Genomic DNA, 13,447 nt, shown 5'->3' with positions numbered 1-13,447 from the left:
GCACCGCTCCAACGGTGCTTTTTCTTTAACCATTCTTTTTAGCTCAAGGTAAGCGTTAAGAATTTGATCTGCATTCTACGCCTTGAACTTAAAAAGATCAATATAAAGATCCACTTCCTATCAAAATTTTTATTCATAATTACTTTAAAACAATGTAGAATGCAAAATAAGGGGCATCAAAATTTTAGACTAAAAATGTAAAGATCTACTGTATACACTTTACTTTTTTTAAAGAGAGGATAGAATGAAATTAAAGTACGAGAACTCAACAAGTCTTAGAATATCTAGAGCAAGAAAAATATTAGCAGAATCCCTGGCTCTAGAAATAAGCACTAAATGCGGAAAAGTGATAAGACCTAGTAGCGTAATGAATTTTGTCTTAGATCATTTCTTAAGCCCTCAAATTATCGATATGTATGTAAAAGATTTTCAGGAACAACAATCAGCTAAAAAAGAGAACAAAAAATGAAATTTAAAAGGTTACTTATCCCTGCACTACTGGCTTTTGGCTTATCAGCTTGTAACGATAAGGAAGCTACAAATTATAACGGAACATATGCAAGTGATAGCGGAGTAATTCTAATTTTAGAAAAAATAAAATCTTCTGAAGACTATAAATTCACGACAGAAATTTATAAAGGAAAGAAGTTCAGTGTATCTGCTCAAATAAAAAACCAAAATCAACTTTATGATTCTAAAGGCAATTTATTGGGTGAATTTGAAGGAAATAATTTTAAAAATACAAAAGGTGTGATTTTTTCTAAATCTAATTAGTTTAGCAGACTGATAAGTTTTTTTTGTTGGCAAAAAAAAACGCCAAAACATTATAACATAATGTTGCCGAAACTACAAAATTTTTATTTTAAAATCAATAGGTTACTTTATGGCTACGCTTTCTATAAATATGTTATTTAATTTATTTGCTCAATGTGCTGCTGATGTAGCCCCAGAAACATTGCATACATTAATTGGAGTAGAAAGCAGTAGAAATCCTTATGCTATTGCTGTTGTTTATGCTCCAAATACACCTAGCGAAAATAAATTACAATTCAAACAGCCTAACACTGAATCAGAAGCACTTAATATCATTACAGCTTTAGAAACACCTCCAAAATATCATAAAAGCTATTCAGTGGGTTTAATGCAAGTAAATAGTACCAATTTCAAAACTTACGGCATAACGCAAGAAAATATGTTTAACGCTTGTAAAAATATCGAGGTAGGAGCAAATATCTTTAAAGACTGTTATATAAACGCTAAAAAAAATAATCCTCAAAAAAATGAACAAGAACTACTCCGTATAGCATCATCTTGCTATTACTCTGGAAACGAAACAAGAGGTTTTAAACCCGATAATAACAATACCTCTTATGTAGATAGAATCAATGAGACCATAGCTAAAAACTATAAAGTCCCTGCTATGAAACCATTGACTGAAGAAGATAATTATATCACTTCAGAAAAAGCCCCTCATTGATCTGACCCCAAAAACTTAGACTTACCTCATCAATGACTGAACCCTATACGCCACCGGGCTCAATCCGTTTAATTTAGCTTGAATACGTTTATTGTTGTAATATGCAATATATTCATGCAACGCCGTTTCCAGTTGCTCAAAACGCTCAAAAACCTTACCAAAATAACATTCCGTTTTTAACCGCCCGAAAAAACTTTCCATCGCACTATTATCAAGGCAATTGCCTTTCCGAGACATACTCTGGCGGATACCCTTTTCTTGCAATAATCGCTGATAACCTATCATCTGATATTGCCAACCCTGATCGGAATGCAGTATCGGCTTGCTTCCATCAAGTTTGGCAATAGCTTGCCCCATCATTCGCCTAATTTGCTCAAAATTCGCACTGCGAGAAATATCATAAGCAATAATTTCCCCATTAAATAAATCCTTTATGGGTGATAAATATAGCTTGCCCTCTTTACACTTAAATTCGCTCACATCGGTTACCCATTTCTCATTAGGGGCTTTCGCCTGAAAATCTTGTTGCAAAAGATTGTCCGCAATATCGCCCACCTTTCCGCGATAAGAGCGGTATTTTTGCTGAACACATTTCCCTTTTAAGCCTAACTGCTGCATAATCGCTTGCACTTTTTTATGATTAATCATCATAGACTTACGCAATTCAGCACAAACACGCCGATAGCCATAATTTCCCTGATTTTCCTCGTAAATTTCCAGAATTTTCTCGGTGATTTCCGCATTTTTCTCGCTTTTTGGCGGCAAATGGTAAAAGAATGTACTCCGTTTCAATCCTGTCAAGGTCAGCAAGATTTCTAAAGGAAAATGTTGGCGTAATGCCTTAACTATTTCGGCTTTTTCCGGATTTTTTGCTGGCTTAACTCTTGCCACTTTTTTAGAATGGCGACCTCCGCCTCAAGCTCTAAAATACGATAACGCAAGCGTTCTTCTTCGGTTTTCGGTGGCGGTGGCATTTGGGGGTATTTGGTTTTCATTTTGCTTGAACCTTGAGGTTTTTTCGACAATAGCCCGTTTATACCTTGTTCTAAATAATTTTTCAACCATTGGCTGATAAGCCCTGTATTAGACAAACCAAAGTCAACCATCGCTTGCTCGGCGGTACAATCTCCACGCAGAATGGGTTCAAGTACCTGAAGTTTAAATTCAGGAGAATAAACCTGTCGGGTCTGCCGCACTTTTAATCCCTCTTTTCCAGCATAATTAAATAAGCGGAGCCAGCATCTTACTACCTTTTTCGCGAGGTTAAAATGGCGACAAGTGTGGGCAAGTTCGTTGTTATGCTGAAAATAGAAATCAATCACTTGTTGTTTAAAGTCTTGGCTATATTTTGTCATAAAAAATCTGCTCCTTAATCTGTTGGTTAGTTAGTCCAACTTTTGGGGGGCAGATCACATAAATCTTCTGAACAATCATCTAAAAAAGTGAAAGCTTGGGATATTTTTGAGGATTTTCAATAAAAAACTTAAGGAAAACGTATATGACCTTAACAAAAAATATAACTTTTCTTTCAATTCTAATAATTACTCTACTTTCTACTCTAATAAGCCCTGATGTGTTCGCAGCAGGTGGACTAGACTCAGGAATCACAGCAACAAGTGAGTTAAAAACATCAGCATATAAATGGCTTGCTATCGTTGCTACTGGCTACATTATTTTTAATGTAGTTATGGCTTACCTAGGTCGAAAAGGTTGGGGTGATGTAGCAATGGCTGTAATGTATTGTGCTATTGCAGGTGGAGCGATTGCCCTTGGCGATTACGCTTGGAGTATTTTTAGCTAAAAATCCTTACCCTGTTTAATCTTTTAAACAGGGTTGTCATTAAATTAAGCGAGGAATAAATGAACAATAATGATGATGATTCTTTCCCGTCATTTAACGGAATGAATCGCCCAGCTATGGTATATGGCGTACCAATGCTCTTAGGTATTTTCACCACTTTATTTATCATTTTAAGCCTTTTTGGAGGATTTTATCTCAAACTAGGTTACTACTCTTGGATATTACCTATTTTCGGTCTAATGTTTTTACTTTTCATCAAAATAATCTGTGAAGATGATCCAAACGCTTTAGCATTTATTAAATGGCGTATTAGAGCCTATTTATTAATGCTTTCCCAAGGTAATCCAATCATTCATTTATCAAGCAATGGTGCAAGTAGAAAGGTGTATAATGCAAATAGACAATTTAAAAAACTCTAAGGCAATAGAAACACTATTGCCAAAATACAGAGCTAATATTAATGATTATGTAATTACTCTCGGAGGCGATAAACTATTATTTACCGTTGAATTAGAGGGGACATCATTTACTTCCGTATCAGATGAAGAATTAAAAACATACTTTTCAAGTTTAGATGATTTTTTCCTAAATTTAGGAAAAGAATATGGCGGTAAACTTGCTATATGGACACATATAGTTAAAAAAAGAGATGAATTAGAACAAAAATATAAATTTCATTCTAAATTTATCCAAAATTTTACTGATAAATACTTATCAGGTTTTACAAATCAAAATTTCTTTAAAACAAGTTATTTCATTACTTTTGTTTTAAAATATAATGATCTTAATGACGGTTTAGCAAGCTGCGACAGTATTTTAGCTCAAGCTAATACTTTACTAAATCGCTATGACGGAAAATTACTATCAATTCTGGATATCACTGATTCTGTTAGTATTTGTGAAAATAACGAATTTTTGTCTTATCTATTAAATGGTACATATCAAACTATTACTCTAAATGATAGCGAAGTTTTAGACTCTGTTTGTAATAGCGATTTATTCTTCAACTATGACTATTTTGAAATAAGAAATAAAGAAAGCACTATATCAAAATATGGTACAGCATATTTTTTAAAAAGCTATCCAGCAAGAACAACTCTTGGAATGTGGGATTTTCTGTTAGAACTTCCCTATGAATTTATTTTATCCCAATCTTTTATTTTTACTACTGCACAAAAATCAATCCGTGCAATCGAAATTCAAGAAAATAAACTTTCTTCTTCTGGAGATAGTGCTACATATCAACTTGAAGAATTAGAAGAAGCTAGAGCTTATTTAAGCTCAGGTGAAATCGCATTTGGTGATTATCAGGCTTCAATCTTGATTTTTGGTGAAACAGCAAAAGCTGCTGTTGATAATGGAGCTAAAGTTATTTCCGCGTTTACAGATAAAGGTAGAGGAGCACGTTGGTCTAGAGCTGCTATTGAATCCATTTATGCTTTTTTAAGCATAATGCCAGATTCTAAATTTAGACCTTTATCAAGCGTAAGAGGAAGCACTAGTTTAGTATGTGGATTTTCATTACATAATTATTTTAGTGGTAAAGCATTAGGTAATCCTATCGGTGATGGTTCAGCAATTATGCCATTAAAGACCCCTACTCAAGGGTTATATTACCTTAATACTCACTACACACCTTTAAAAGTGAATGCGTTAGGTGAATTTATTGCCGGACATTTCCTAATGTTAGGAGCTACTGGTACAGGTAAAACAACCTTAGAAGCAACAATAGTCGCATTTTTACAACGTTTTAACCCTCAGTTATTTGTAATGGATTATAAACGATCTACGGAATTATATATGCGAGCTTATGGTGCGACATATTTTACTTTTGAAAGCGGAGTGGATACAGGTTTAAACCCATTTCAACTTGAAGAAGTCGCCAGTCAAGATTTACTACAATTCCTTTATTCTTGGGTAATTAGTTGTTCTAGAGATCATAATGGTTTAATTTCCGATGAAGATAGAATGTTAATTAAAGAAGCCGTGGACGCCGTGATGAAATTAGATATTGAAGAACGTCGTTTCAGTATGCTTTTACAGGTAATTCCTCGCTCTACGCCTCTTTATATTCGATTACGTAAATGGTCGCACTTCGAGGGCGGAGAATTAGCTTGGATTGTTGATAGCCCCAAAAATCTGTTTAACCCTTATGATTTTGACAAAATAGGATTTGATACAACAACTTTCTTAGAAACTCAAGGTCACGAGGGAACAGAACCTTTATTTTCAGTATTGCTTTACTACAAAGATCTAATGAAAAAATCTGGTCGTTTGCTTCTCTCCATTGTAGAAGAATTTTACATTCCTTGTAGCTATCCAACAACTGAACAAATGATTAAGCGTACATTAAAAACTGGACGCTTAACAGGTGAGTTTTTAGGGTTAGTATCACAATCACCTGCTGACGCAATTCGATCAAATATTTTTGAACCTATTGTAGAACAAACTTCAACAAAAATTATGTTACCTAATCCAGACGCTGAGTATAAAGGAAGTTATGAGCGAATAGGACTATCTCGCAAAGACTTTTATTTACTAAAAGGCTTAGACAAAGAAAGCCGTAAATTCTTAGTTAAACAAAGCGGTTCAAGCACGCTTGCCCATTTTGATCTTTCTCACTGCAAAGAATTCCTACCTATCATCTCAGGCTCAACGTTAGGACAACAGGAATGTGAAAAAATTCGATCTATTTACGGAGATGATCCTGATATTTGGATACCCTTATTCCTTGAAAGAATGGAAGAAATAAAAAAAGAAAAAGCAGCACTAAAACAAAATTCCCAACAAAACTTATAGAGGTTCATTATGAAAAAGTTATTTAAAACAACCTTAATCGCAGCAGCTATAGCAATAACAACTAATTCTGCATTAGCAAGCGGTATTCCAACCGTTGATGCCGCTGGTATTGCAACCACTATTGCAGAAAATTTAAAAACATTAGCTCAATTAAAAGAGCAATTAGACGCTTTACATTCACAAATTGAACAAGCTAAACGTTTTGCTGAAGATACTAAGAACCGCCTTGAGGGTAACTGGAAATTAAGCGATATTATTAATAACGACCAATTCTTAAATTCACTTCCTGAAAATGCAAGAGATATTTTAACTGATGGAATGAGCCTCACTGGATTACGTGATAAATACGGTTTAAAAACCCCAAATTCAGGCTTACAAAAAGAGTTTGATAGTTTAATGGCATACGCAGAAAGAACTGAACGTAATTATAAAAACACTATTAAACGTCTAAATAATTTAAATCAAATAAAGGTATTAAATGACTCTGCAATTACACCGGCCCAAAAGGCTGATGTTGCAAATAAATTGGCATTATTACAACTTGAATTTAATCAAGAACAAACCGCTTTAATGCAAGCAGAACAACAATTTAAAGCTCAAGAAGAAATTCAACGTAATGCCGATATAGAGAATTTTAGACAATCTATACGACAAGGTAGAGAAAACTTCCATAGTAAATTCAGTAAATAAGGACTAATAAATGAGTTTCATTGGTGATATTTATAATGGAATGGTAACAAAATTCCAAGATCCTATTGCAAATAATGCCCAGGCAATAGGTTCCGCAATAAAACCATTAATAATGTCTTGTTTTTTACTATATGTACTATTTCTAGTATATAAACTCTATACAAAAAAAGACTTTATTATTGAAGAAATGACAAATGCGTTATTATTATTTGCTGTTGTAGGAACATTTACTTATGCTGGTAATTATTATTATGATTATGTGATCCCTTTTGTACAAAACTCAGGAGATCAAATAGCTTCTGCATTAACTGGAACTAGTTCATCTAGTGTATCAGCGGTAGATACTGTTTATAACCTTTTTGAAGCTCCTTTAAAAACACTTAGAGATAGATTAGAAGATATTGGCATTACAGAAACCTATATTGGAGTTTGGGCTGAATTAGCTCCTGCTCGATTCTCTTTATGGCTTAGTCAAACCATTTTCACATTATTTATCGCTATCAATTTATTAATCGCTAAGATAATGGTAACACTATTACTATCCGTTGGTATTTTATTCTTTTGTTTCGCTGTATTTCCTGCAACTAGAAATCTATTTACCTCTTTTACAGGATTAGCTTTAAATTACATACTACTAAATGTTATGTATTCATTGGCAGCTAAAATAGCTGCTGATGTTATTACTTCAGTTGCAGTTACAGATACATCTTCCGAAGGAATAATAGGTGGAGCAGCTACAATCCTTATATCAGTTATCATCATTACACTAGCCATAAATCAAATCCCAACATTAGTATCATCATTAACAGGGGGTGTCGGTATTAGCCCATTTACAATTAGCGGAAGTGGATTTACCAAAGCAGCTAGAGCTTTAGGATTAGGAAAAGGAGCAAAAGCAATAGGAAATACCGTTACAACCAATGTCAAAAGCGGAGCAAATAAAACCTGGAACAAGTTTAGAGGAAAAGGCTCAGCTAGTACTAGTAATTAAATTAGAGGTTAAAAATGAAAAACTTATCAATACTATTTTTAAGTATCGCTTTTCTTTCTGCTTGCTCAAACTCACCGCCTAAAGTGAAAGAGCCAAAAGGCGATTGGATTCAAATTAACAATTCACACTATTACGAAGAAAATGCTAAACAAAACAAAAAAGGGAACTAAATAATGAAGTTATTTAATAAAAATAAACAAGAAATTCTTGATCAAAATTATCAGGAGTCTTCTGAAGAAACCAATGCTAAAACCAAAAGAGAAGCAAGCAAGAGAGCTAAAAAGCATTTTGAAAGCGTCAATAAATTCGAAAAAGATCGCATTAATTTTCATAAGACTATGGGAAAAGTGGGATTAGTTTTTGGAGGATTAGGACTTCTAATTGGCTTAGGAAGTGTAATAGCCGTAGCTCTTTTAACTCCTTTAAAAACCGTTGAACCTTTTGCTATTCGTGTTGATAACAATACGGGTTATACCGATATTGTTAAGCCTCTTAAAAATGCAGAAGAAACAAGCTATGGTGAAGAGTTAGATAAATATTGGCTCGCTCGTTTTGTTGTAGAACGCGAAAGTTATGATTGGCAATTAATACAAACATCTTATGACACTGTAAAACTAATGACAACGCCTAATTTATTTAGTGAATATAACAGTTATATTACAAGCCCAGTATCTCCTGTAAATATATTCAAACAATCAAAGAAAATCAAAGTACAAATCTTATCTGTATCATTTATCAATAATGTAGGGCAAATTCGTTTTAGTAAACAGGTTGTAGATTCAAACGGTGAAGCAGATTTAAATATCCCTACAACATATTGGCTTGCTACAGCTTCCTTTGACTACAAACATAAAATAGAACTAGAAAAAGATAGAAGAATTAACCCTCTAGGATTTCAAGTTACAGGGTACCGTGTTGATTCCGAAAATTTAATAAAAAAAGATAAATAGGGACTTAAAATGAAAAAATTGCTATCCAATTCATTACTTTTAAGCTTATTCTGCTTTCCATTTACAACTCAAGCTGAAGATATACCCAAAAGCACAAAATACGATTATAGGGTAAAAAACGTTATTTATAATCCCGATAATATTACTCGAATAAATGTATCTTCAGGAATTACCACTCTTATTCAATTTAGTCCAAGTGAATACATTACAGAAACAGAGGGAGGAGCAGCAATAGGTGATCCATTAGCTTGGAAAGTAAATATCAGAGGCAATAATGTTTGGATTCGACCTGCTGCGGAAGAACCTGATACTAACTTAACGATTGTTACCAATAAAAGAACTTATCTATTTAACTTAGTAAGTGTATCAAACAGAAATAAAGCCTCTTGGAGTGTTCGCTTTAGTTACCCAGAACCTAAGAAAGAAATAATTAATCCTTGGGCCAAACCTTGTTCAGGTGGAACATATAATTATCGTTACTTTGCTAAAGGTGATAAAAATTTATTCCCTATTGAAGTATGGGATAACGGTATATTTACCTGTATGGCAATTAAACCTGGAACAGATATGCCCGTTGTCTTTAAAAAATTACCTGATGGAAAAGAGGGCTTAGTTAATTCTCATATAGAAAATGGCTATATCGTGATTCACGAAGTAAACCCTGAATATCGTTTAAGACTAGGTGATCTTGTTGCTGGTATTAAAACAGATCGACTTAAAGCATTAGGTACAAACTTTAACGGAACAACTAACGGTAAGGTAAGAGGAATTATCAATGAATAATCAAGAAAAAGGTAAAATTGTTTCTGTTGATGACATTACAACTGATAGAAATAATATAGAAACAGGAATAAAACGTAAAGGAAATAAATTTGTAAAAAGCCTTTTTGCTATTATTGCTGCCTTAATCGCATTTGGAGGCATTGCTCTAACCTTATTTAATTTCGACAAACAACAAAAAGAAACTATTGAAATTAAACAAGATGAAGCATTAAAAAACAAAGGCTATGATAAAAACTCTCTAGCGTCTCAAATGGAAGCTATAAAAAAACAACAAATTGAAGAGGAACGACTACGCAAAGAAGCAGAAGAAAGAGAAAGATTACTTAGAGAGCAAGAAGAACGTGATCGTTTAGCTAGAGAAAAAGAAAATGACAAAATTTATCAAATTACTACAGGGCAAACTATAAACAACAATCACTATCAAGAACAACCTACATACAGTCCAGCTCAACGCCGATTAGATGGTGATACTATGATTTCTGTTAGCAGTGGGAAGAGAAAATAACAGGATCAATAACGGCGATGATTCAGAAATGAATGAAATGTTAGCTGGAGGTGTTTATCCTAAGGGGTCTGCAAAGCTAATAAATAATCGTAATTTATTATTGATACACGGTACACAAATTCCTTGTGCATTACAAACACGACTAATAACAGATCAACCTAGCATTCTCATTTGCCAAGTTACCAAAGATATTTTTTCTGCGGACGGTTCAACACTCTTAATTGAAAGAGGAAGTAGAGTCTTTGGCGAGCAGAAAAAAGCAATTATTACAGGTCAAAATCAAGCATTTGTAAGTTGGTCTGAAATTGATACTCCACACGGTATTAGAGTACGTATTGATAGTTTAGGAACAGATAGTTTAGGAGCGAGTGGTCTAAATGTTTGGGTCGATGAAAAATGGGGTAAACGTTTTGGCGGTGCAATTTTACTTTCATTTATCCAAGATGCTATTTCCACTGCTTCCGCTGCCGCTCAAAGAAATTCTACAGGTACTGTAGTTTATGACAGAACCGAAGCCAATACAGGTAGAATGGCAGAAATAGCATTACAAAATAGCATTAATATTCAACCTACAGGCTATGCTAACCAAGGGCAGCTATTTAATATTCTTGTTGCTCGTGATATAGATTTTTCTAATATTTATAGCGTTAAATAAGGTGATGATAATGAGTATAACGTCTCCTAAAACCACAAAATATTGATAGCTCTTCTATGGCAAGAGCTTTACTAAAACAAACTGGATTACAAGAAGTCCTGGACTATCCAGGCATTACCGAAATAGCTATAAATCAAGGTAATGAAATTTGGTTTGAGCGTGGTAATGGTTGGGAAGTAAAATCAGCCCCCGAATGCAACTTGTCAAATTTAAAAGCCTTAGCAAATGCTTTAACCGTATTTAGCGGATTAAAGCTATCGTTTGATGATCGTAATCCTATTGCCTCAGTCATTTTACCTGATGGAGAAGAGGACAAATTATAACTTCTCCAGCAACAGAATATGGCACTATTTCATTTACATTACGAAAACCCTCTTTAACTCGATTTACAGTAGATGATTATCAAAATTCAGGTCGATTTGACAATATCCAAATAGCTGAAGCATATAAAAGGGATCTATTCCCCTTTATATGCCAAGAAATGAAAAAATGGCCAAAAAGAGGGGCGTTATGCTGATTTCTTTAGGATTGCAGCTAAAAATAATATGAATGTTATCGCTGTAGGTGGTACTGGCTCTGGTAAAACAACTTTGCAAAGGCTTATGCTGATTTAATACCACACGATCACAGAATTATTACTGTAGAAGATGTTCACAGAAGTCAGCTTACCTTATCACGCTAACCATTTACACTTATTTTTTGATTCAGATTATCAAAAATCAGGGGGAATTAGCCCTAAAGAGCTAATAAAATCAGGTATGCGTATGAAACCCGATCATATCCTTTTAACCGAGTTAAGGGGAGATGAAACCTGGAACTACTTTGAAGCCTTAAATACAGGGCATAATGGCAGTATTACTTCAACACACGCAAATGATGTTAACTCAACTCTAGCTCGCTTAACTGGCTTAGTAATGCAATCAGATATGGGAAAAGTATTAAGTGAAAACTTCATCTCAAAAACTATAGCAAGTGCATTAGATGTTACTTGTTTTTTTAAATACACCTATATGACTGAAATATTATTTGAACCTGAGAAGAAAATGGAGCTAATTTATGGCTGAACAAATAGGAAAGAGAAAATTTATAATTCTTATCATTATCACATTAATTGCAATAATAATAACCGCATTTTTAGGTTCAATACAGGCAGGAAAATTAGCTTATGATTGGTTAGGTATAAAATCACCACCTACTATTACAAGTATCTTTGATCTATTAAATGCCATATCCCAATCAGGCGATAATATACCTAAATTAAATAAACTAAAAATAATCGGGGCTACTATAATTGGGGTTTTAATTACTATTTCTCCATTAATCCTACTTGCAATTATTCTATTTAAATTGAAATCTAAAGAAGAATTATACGGTTCAGCTAATTTTGCAACAGACTTTGATATAAAAAAAGCAGGGTTATTACCTACTAAAGCCCAACGGCAAAAATTAAAATACCCGTCTATCTTGATAGGAAAATATAAAAAAAAATTTTTACACTTTTCAGGACAACAATTTTTATATCTAGGAGCACCTACTCGAAGCGGTAAGGGCGTAGGTATCGTAATTCCTAATCTTTTAAACTATGCTGATAGTGTTGTTTGTGTTGATATTAAATTCGAGAATTTTTTATTTACTGCTGGCTTTCGTGAAAAGTGCGGTCAAAAAGTATTTTTATTCTCTCCCGATGGATTCGCTGAGTCCGAAGATATACGAAAAATGGAGAAATTAAATCGCACCATTACAATCCATTACACTATATCCGCCGTGATATGAAATATCGAGACGGTGATGTACAAAAAATTGTTGATATTTTATTCCCACCGAATGACGGCGATATTTGGAAAGGTTTAGCAGGAAATCTAGCAAAAGGGCTAATCTGCTATTTACTTGATACAGAACAAAACCAAGTCGCCGAACGAAAGTGGAATCATAATATCAAAGTGATTAAACCAACTATTCCGTTGATGATGAAATTAGGCACAGATAAAGGTGGTTATAGTAGCTTTATTGAAAGAGCCTTGAAAGAACACGAAGATGAAGAAAATCCTTTGTCTGAAGCGACAAGAGCAGCATTTAACGAATTCCTGGAAATGCACGATAAAGGACGTTCTTCAGTATTGATGACATTCAATGCTGAAATGAAAGTTTACACAAATCCAACGTGTGCAGAGGCTCTAAGCGACAATGATTTTTGACTTTGAGAATCTACGTCGTGAGCGTATGTCGATCTACGTTGGTTTAAGCCCTGACGGTTTAGTAACCTACTCACGCCTTATCAATCTATTTTTCTCACAATTAATTATGGTAAATACGAGAACATTACCAGACCAGGATCCAAATCTAAAATATCAAGTGCTATTAGTGCTTGATGAGTTCCCAGCGTTAGGGGCAGTCAATATCCTTGCAGACGCTATCGGATTTACAGCTGGCTATAATGTGCGTTACTTGATTATTGTGCAAGATCACGCCCAATTATGTAGCCCGAAATTATATGGCAAGGAAAGAGCCGATAACTTACGCAAGAACTGTATGATTCGCCTTGTTTATCCGCCGAAAGAAGTAGATGCAACGACAAACGAGATCAGCGAAACATTAGGCTATAAAACAGTTACAACCAAAGATACGAGTTTTTCGTATTCAGGCGGTAAACGCACTCGTAGCGTAAGCACGAAACGAGAACGTAGAGCGTTAATGTTACCGCAAGAAATTGTTGATTTAGGCACAATCAACTACAAAAACACTACGGTAGCATCAAAAGAGATCGTGATTATGGAAAAAGTGAAGCCTTTCATTGCG

19 protein-coding genes are annotated in these 13,447 nt (G+C 34.2%); 18 read left to right on the top strand and 1 reads right to left on the bottom strand.

The window, feature by feature from the left end; all coding sequences use genetic code 11:
* The first annotated feature begins 244 nt into the window (after nucleotides 1-244).
* The 3 genes from A6A20_RS12455 (at nucleotide 245) to A6A20_RS12445 (ending at nucleotide 1,477) form a co-directional block, all read left to right on the top strand.
* Nucleotides 245-469 carry a hypothetical protein gene (locus tag A6A20_RS12455; RefSeq protein ID WP_279573826.1) on the top strand — a complete coding sequence of 75 codons (225 nt, stop codon included), beginning with the start codon at nucleotides 245-247 and terminating at the stop codon, nucleotides 467-469.
* Nucleotides 466-774, top strand: coding sequence for a hypothetical protein (locus tag A6A20_RS12450; RefSeq protein WP_279573825.1), 309 nt, complete (start codon nucleotides 466-468; stop codon nucleotides 772-774). The genes A6A20_RS12455 and A6A20_RS12450 overlap by 4 nt, the downstream gene beginning before the upstream one ends.
* 109 nt (nucleotides 775-883) lie before the next feature.
* Nucleotides 884-1,477 (top strand): lytic transglycosylase domain-containing protein, encoded by a 594-nt coding sequence (locus A6A20_RS12445; protein WP_279573824.1) that lies wholly within the window; start codon nucleotides 884-886, stop codon nucleotides 1,475-1,477.
* Nucleotides 1,478-1,498: 21 nt separating this feature from the next.
* Here A6A20_RS12445 and A6A20_RS12440 read toward each other — a convergent pair.
* Nucleotides 1,499-2,832, bottom strand: a protein-coding gene (locus tag A6A20_RS12440; RefSeq protein WP_279571979.1) for an IS3 family transposase whose coding sequence is annotated in 2 segments (ribosomal slippage) — nucleotides 1,499-2,376 and nucleotides 2,376-2,832 — 1,335 coding nt in all. Because the reading frame shifts where the segments join, the coding sequence is not laid out codon by codon here.
* 143 nt (nucleotides 2,833-2,975) lie between these two features.
* On the opposite strand from A6A20_RS12440, the gene A6A20_RS12435 reads away from it, so the two are divergent.
* The 15 genes from A6A20_RS12435 to A6A20_RS12365 form a co-directional block, all read left to right on the top strand.
* Entirely contained in the window at nucleotides 2,976-3,278 is a 303-nt protein-coding gene (locus tag A6A20_RS12435; protein WP_279573823.1) for a conjugal transfer protein TraC, read from the top strand.
* A 59-nt stretch (nucleotides 3,279-3,337) separates the two neighbouring features.
* Entirely contained in the window at nucleotides 3,338-3,697 is a 360-nt protein-coding gene (locus tag A6A20_RS12430; protein WP_279573822.1) for a VirB3 family type IV secretion system protein, read from the top strand.
* Nucleotides 3,669-6,077 carry a VirB4 family type IV secretion/conjugal transfer ATPase gene (locus tag A6A20_RS12425; protein WP_279573821.1) on the top strand — a complete coding sequence of 803 codons (2,409 nt, stop codon included), beginning with the start codon at nucleotides 3,669-3,671 and terminating at the stop codon, nucleotides 6,075-6,077. The genes A6A20_RS12430 and A6A20_RS12425 overlap by 29 nt, the downstream gene beginning before the upstream one ends.
* 9 nt (nucleotides 6,078-6,086) lie before the next feature.
* Nucleotides 6,087-6,767 carry a type IV secretion system protein gene (locus A6A20_RS12420; RefSeq protein WP_279573820.1) on the top strand — a complete coding sequence of 227 codons (681 nt, stop codon included), beginning with the start codon at nucleotides 6,087-6,089 and terminating at the stop codon, nucleotides 6,765-6,767.
* 10 nt (nucleotides 6,768-6,777) lie between these two features.
* Complete coding sequence (locus A6A20_RS12415) at nucleotides 6,778-7,758, top strand: TrbL/VirB6 family protein (RefSeq protein ID WP_279573819.1); 981 nt, start codon at nucleotides 6,778-6,780, stop codon at nucleotides 7,756-7,758.
* Between the two features lie 14 nt (nucleotides 7,759-7,772).
* A complete protein-coding gene (locus A6A20_RS12410; RefSeq protein WP_279573818.1) occupies nucleotides 7,773-7,928 on the top strand; it encodes a hypothetical protein in 156 nt (51 codons plus the stop codon).
* Between the two features lie 3 nt (nucleotides 7,929-7,931).
* Nucleotides 7,932-8,708, top strand: coding sequence for a VirB8 family type IV secretion system protein (locus A6A20_RS12405; RefSeq protein WP_279573817.1), 777 nt, complete (start codon nucleotides 7,932-7,934; stop codon nucleotides 8,706-8,708).
* Between the two features lie 9 nt (nucleotides 8,709-8,717).
* Nucleotides 8,718-9,491 carry a TrbG/VirB9 family P-type conjugative transfer protein gene (locus A6A20_RS12400; protein WP_279573816.1) on the top strand — a complete coding sequence of 258 codons (774 nt, stop codon included), beginning with the start codon at nucleotides 8,718-8,720 and terminating at the stop codon, nucleotides 9,489-9,491.
* Complete coding sequence (locus A6A20_RS12395) at nucleotides 9,484-9,996, top strand: hypothetical protein (protein ID WP_279573815.1); 513 nt, start codon at nucleotides 9,484-9,486, stop codon at nucleotides 9,994-9,996. The genes A6A20_RS12400 and A6A20_RS12395 overlap by 8 nt, the downstream gene beginning before the upstream one ends.
* A gap of 28 nt (nucleotides 9,997-10,024) precedes the next feature.
* Nucleotides 10,025-10,651, top strand: a complete 627-nt coding sequence (gene virB10, locus A6A20_RS12390; protein ID WP_279573814.1) for a type IV secretion system protein VirB10 — start codon at nucleotides 10,025-10,027, stop codon at nucleotides 10,649-10,651.
* 56 nt (nucleotides 10,652-10,707) lie between these two features.
* Complete coding sequence (locus A6A20_RS12385; RefSeq protein WP_279573813.1) at nucleotides 10,708-10,974, top strand: P-loop NTPase family protein; 267 nt, start codon at nucleotides 10,708-10,710, stop codon at nucleotides 10,972-10,974.
* A gap of 324 nt (nucleotides 10,975-11,298) precedes the next feature.
* Nucleotides 11,299-11,715: an ATPase, T2SS/T4P/T4SS family gene (locus A6A20_RS12380; RefSeq protein WP_279573812.1), complete on the top strand. Its 417-nt coding sequence runs from the start codon at nucleotides 11,299-11,301 to the stop codon at nucleotides 11,713-11,715.
* Nucleotides 11,708-12,424, top strand: coding sequence for a type IV secretory system conjugative DNA transfer family protein (locus tag A6A20_RS12375; protein WP_279573811.1), 717 nt, complete (start codon nucleotides 11,708-11,710; stop codon nucleotides 12,422-12,424). The genes A6A20_RS12380 and A6A20_RS12375 overlap by 8 nt, the downstream gene beginning before the upstream one ends.
* A complete protein-coding gene (locus A6A20_RS12370) occupies nucleotides 12,421-12,846 on the top strand; it encodes a type IV secretory system conjugative DNA transfer family protein (RefSeq protein WP_279573810.1) in 426 nt (141 codons plus the stop codon). The genes A6A20_RS12375 and A6A20_RS12370 overlap by 4 nt, the downstream gene beginning before the upstream one ends.
* On the top strand, nucleotides 12,836-13,447 hold a 612-nt coding region (locus A6A20_RS12365), incomplete at its 3' end, for a type IV secretory system conjugative DNA transfer family protein (RefSeq protein ID WP_279573809.1). The genes A6A20_RS12370 and A6A20_RS12365, both read left to right, overlap by 11 nt.

Source organism: Volucribacter amazonae (assembly GCF_029783845.1).
GTDB lineage: Bacteria > Pseudomonadota > Gammaproteobacteria > Enterobacterales > Pasteurellaceae > Volucribacter > Volucribacter amazonae.
Note: the sequence above shows the minus strand (reverse complement) of the source record. Positions and strands in the feature narration are given on the sequence as shown.

What these genes read in the sequence shown, in the direction of transcription:
- A6A20_RS12370 (WP_279573810.1), top strand. Translation starts at nt 12,421, where the DNA reads ATGAAATATCGAGACGGTGATGTACAAAAAATTGTTGATATTTTATTC.
- A6A20_RS12380 (WP_279573812.1), top strand. Translation starts at nt 11,299, where the DNA reads ATGTTCACAGAAGTCAGCTTACCTTATCACGCTAACCATTTACACTTA.
- A6A20_RS12455 (WP_279573826.1), top strand. Translation starts at nt 245, where the DNA reads ATGAAATTAAAGTACGAGAACTCAACAAGTCTTAGAATATCTAGAGCA.
- A6A20_RS12430 (WP_279573822.1), top strand. Translation starts at nt 3,338, where the DNA reads ATGAACAATAATGATGATGATTCTTTCCCGTCATTTAACGGAATGAAT.
- A6A20_RS12445 (WP_279573824.1), top strand. Translation starts at nt 884, where the DNA reads ATGGCTACGCTTTCTATAAATATGTTATTTAATTTATTTGCTCAATGT.
- A6A20_RS12385 (WP_279573813.1), top strand. Translation starts at nt 10,708, where the DNA reads ATGGCAAGAGCTTTACTAAAACAAACTGGATTACAAGAAGTCCTGGAC.
- A6A20_RS12400 (WP_279573816.1), top strand. Translation starts at nt 8,718, where the DNA reads ATGAAAAAATTGCTATCCAATTCATTACTTTTAAGCTTATTCTGCTTT.
- A6A20_RS12425 (WP_279573821.1), top strand. Translation starts at nt 3,669, where the DNA reads ATGCAAATAGACAATTTAAAAAACTCTAAGGCAATAGAAACACTATTG.
- A6A20_RS12450 (WP_279573825.1), top strand. Translation starts at nt 466, where the DNA reads ATGAAATTTAAAAGGTTACTTATCCCTGCACTACTGGCTTTTGGCTTA.
- A6A20_RS12435 (WP_279573823.1), top strand. Translation starts at nt 2,976, where the DNA reads ATGACCTTAACAAAAAATATAACTTTTCTTTCAATTCTAATAATTACT.
- A6A20_RS12395 (WP_279573815.1), top strand. Translation starts at nt 9,484, where the DNA reads ATGAATAATCAAGAAAAAGGTAAAATTGTTTCTGTTGATGACATTACA.
- A6A20_RS12420 (WP_279573820.1), top strand. Translation starts at nt 6,087, where the DNA reads ATGAAAAAGTTATTTAAAACAACCTTAATCGCAGCAGCTATAGCAATA.
- A6A20_RS12375 (WP_279573811.1), top strand. Translation starts at nt 11,708, where the DNA reads ATGGCTGAACAAATAGGAAAGAGAAAATTTATAATTCTTATCATTATC.
- A6A20_RS12415 (WP_279573819.1), top strand. Translation starts at nt 6,778, where the DNA reads ATGAGTTTCATTGGTGATATTTATAATGGAATGGTAACAAAATTCCAA.
- A6A20_RS12405 (WP_279573817.1), top strand. Translation starts at nt 7,932, where the DNA reads ATGAAGTTATTTAATAAAAATAAACAAGAAATTCTTGATCAAAATTAT.
- A6A20_RS12410 (WP_279573818.1), top strand. Translation starts at nt 7,773, where the DNA reads ATGAAAAACTTATCAATACTATTTTTAAGTATCGCTTTTCTTTCTGCT.
- virB10 (WP_279573814.1), top strand. Translation starts at nt 10,025, where the DNA reads ATGAATGAAATGTTAGCTGGAGGTGTTTATCCTAAGGGGTCTGCAAAG.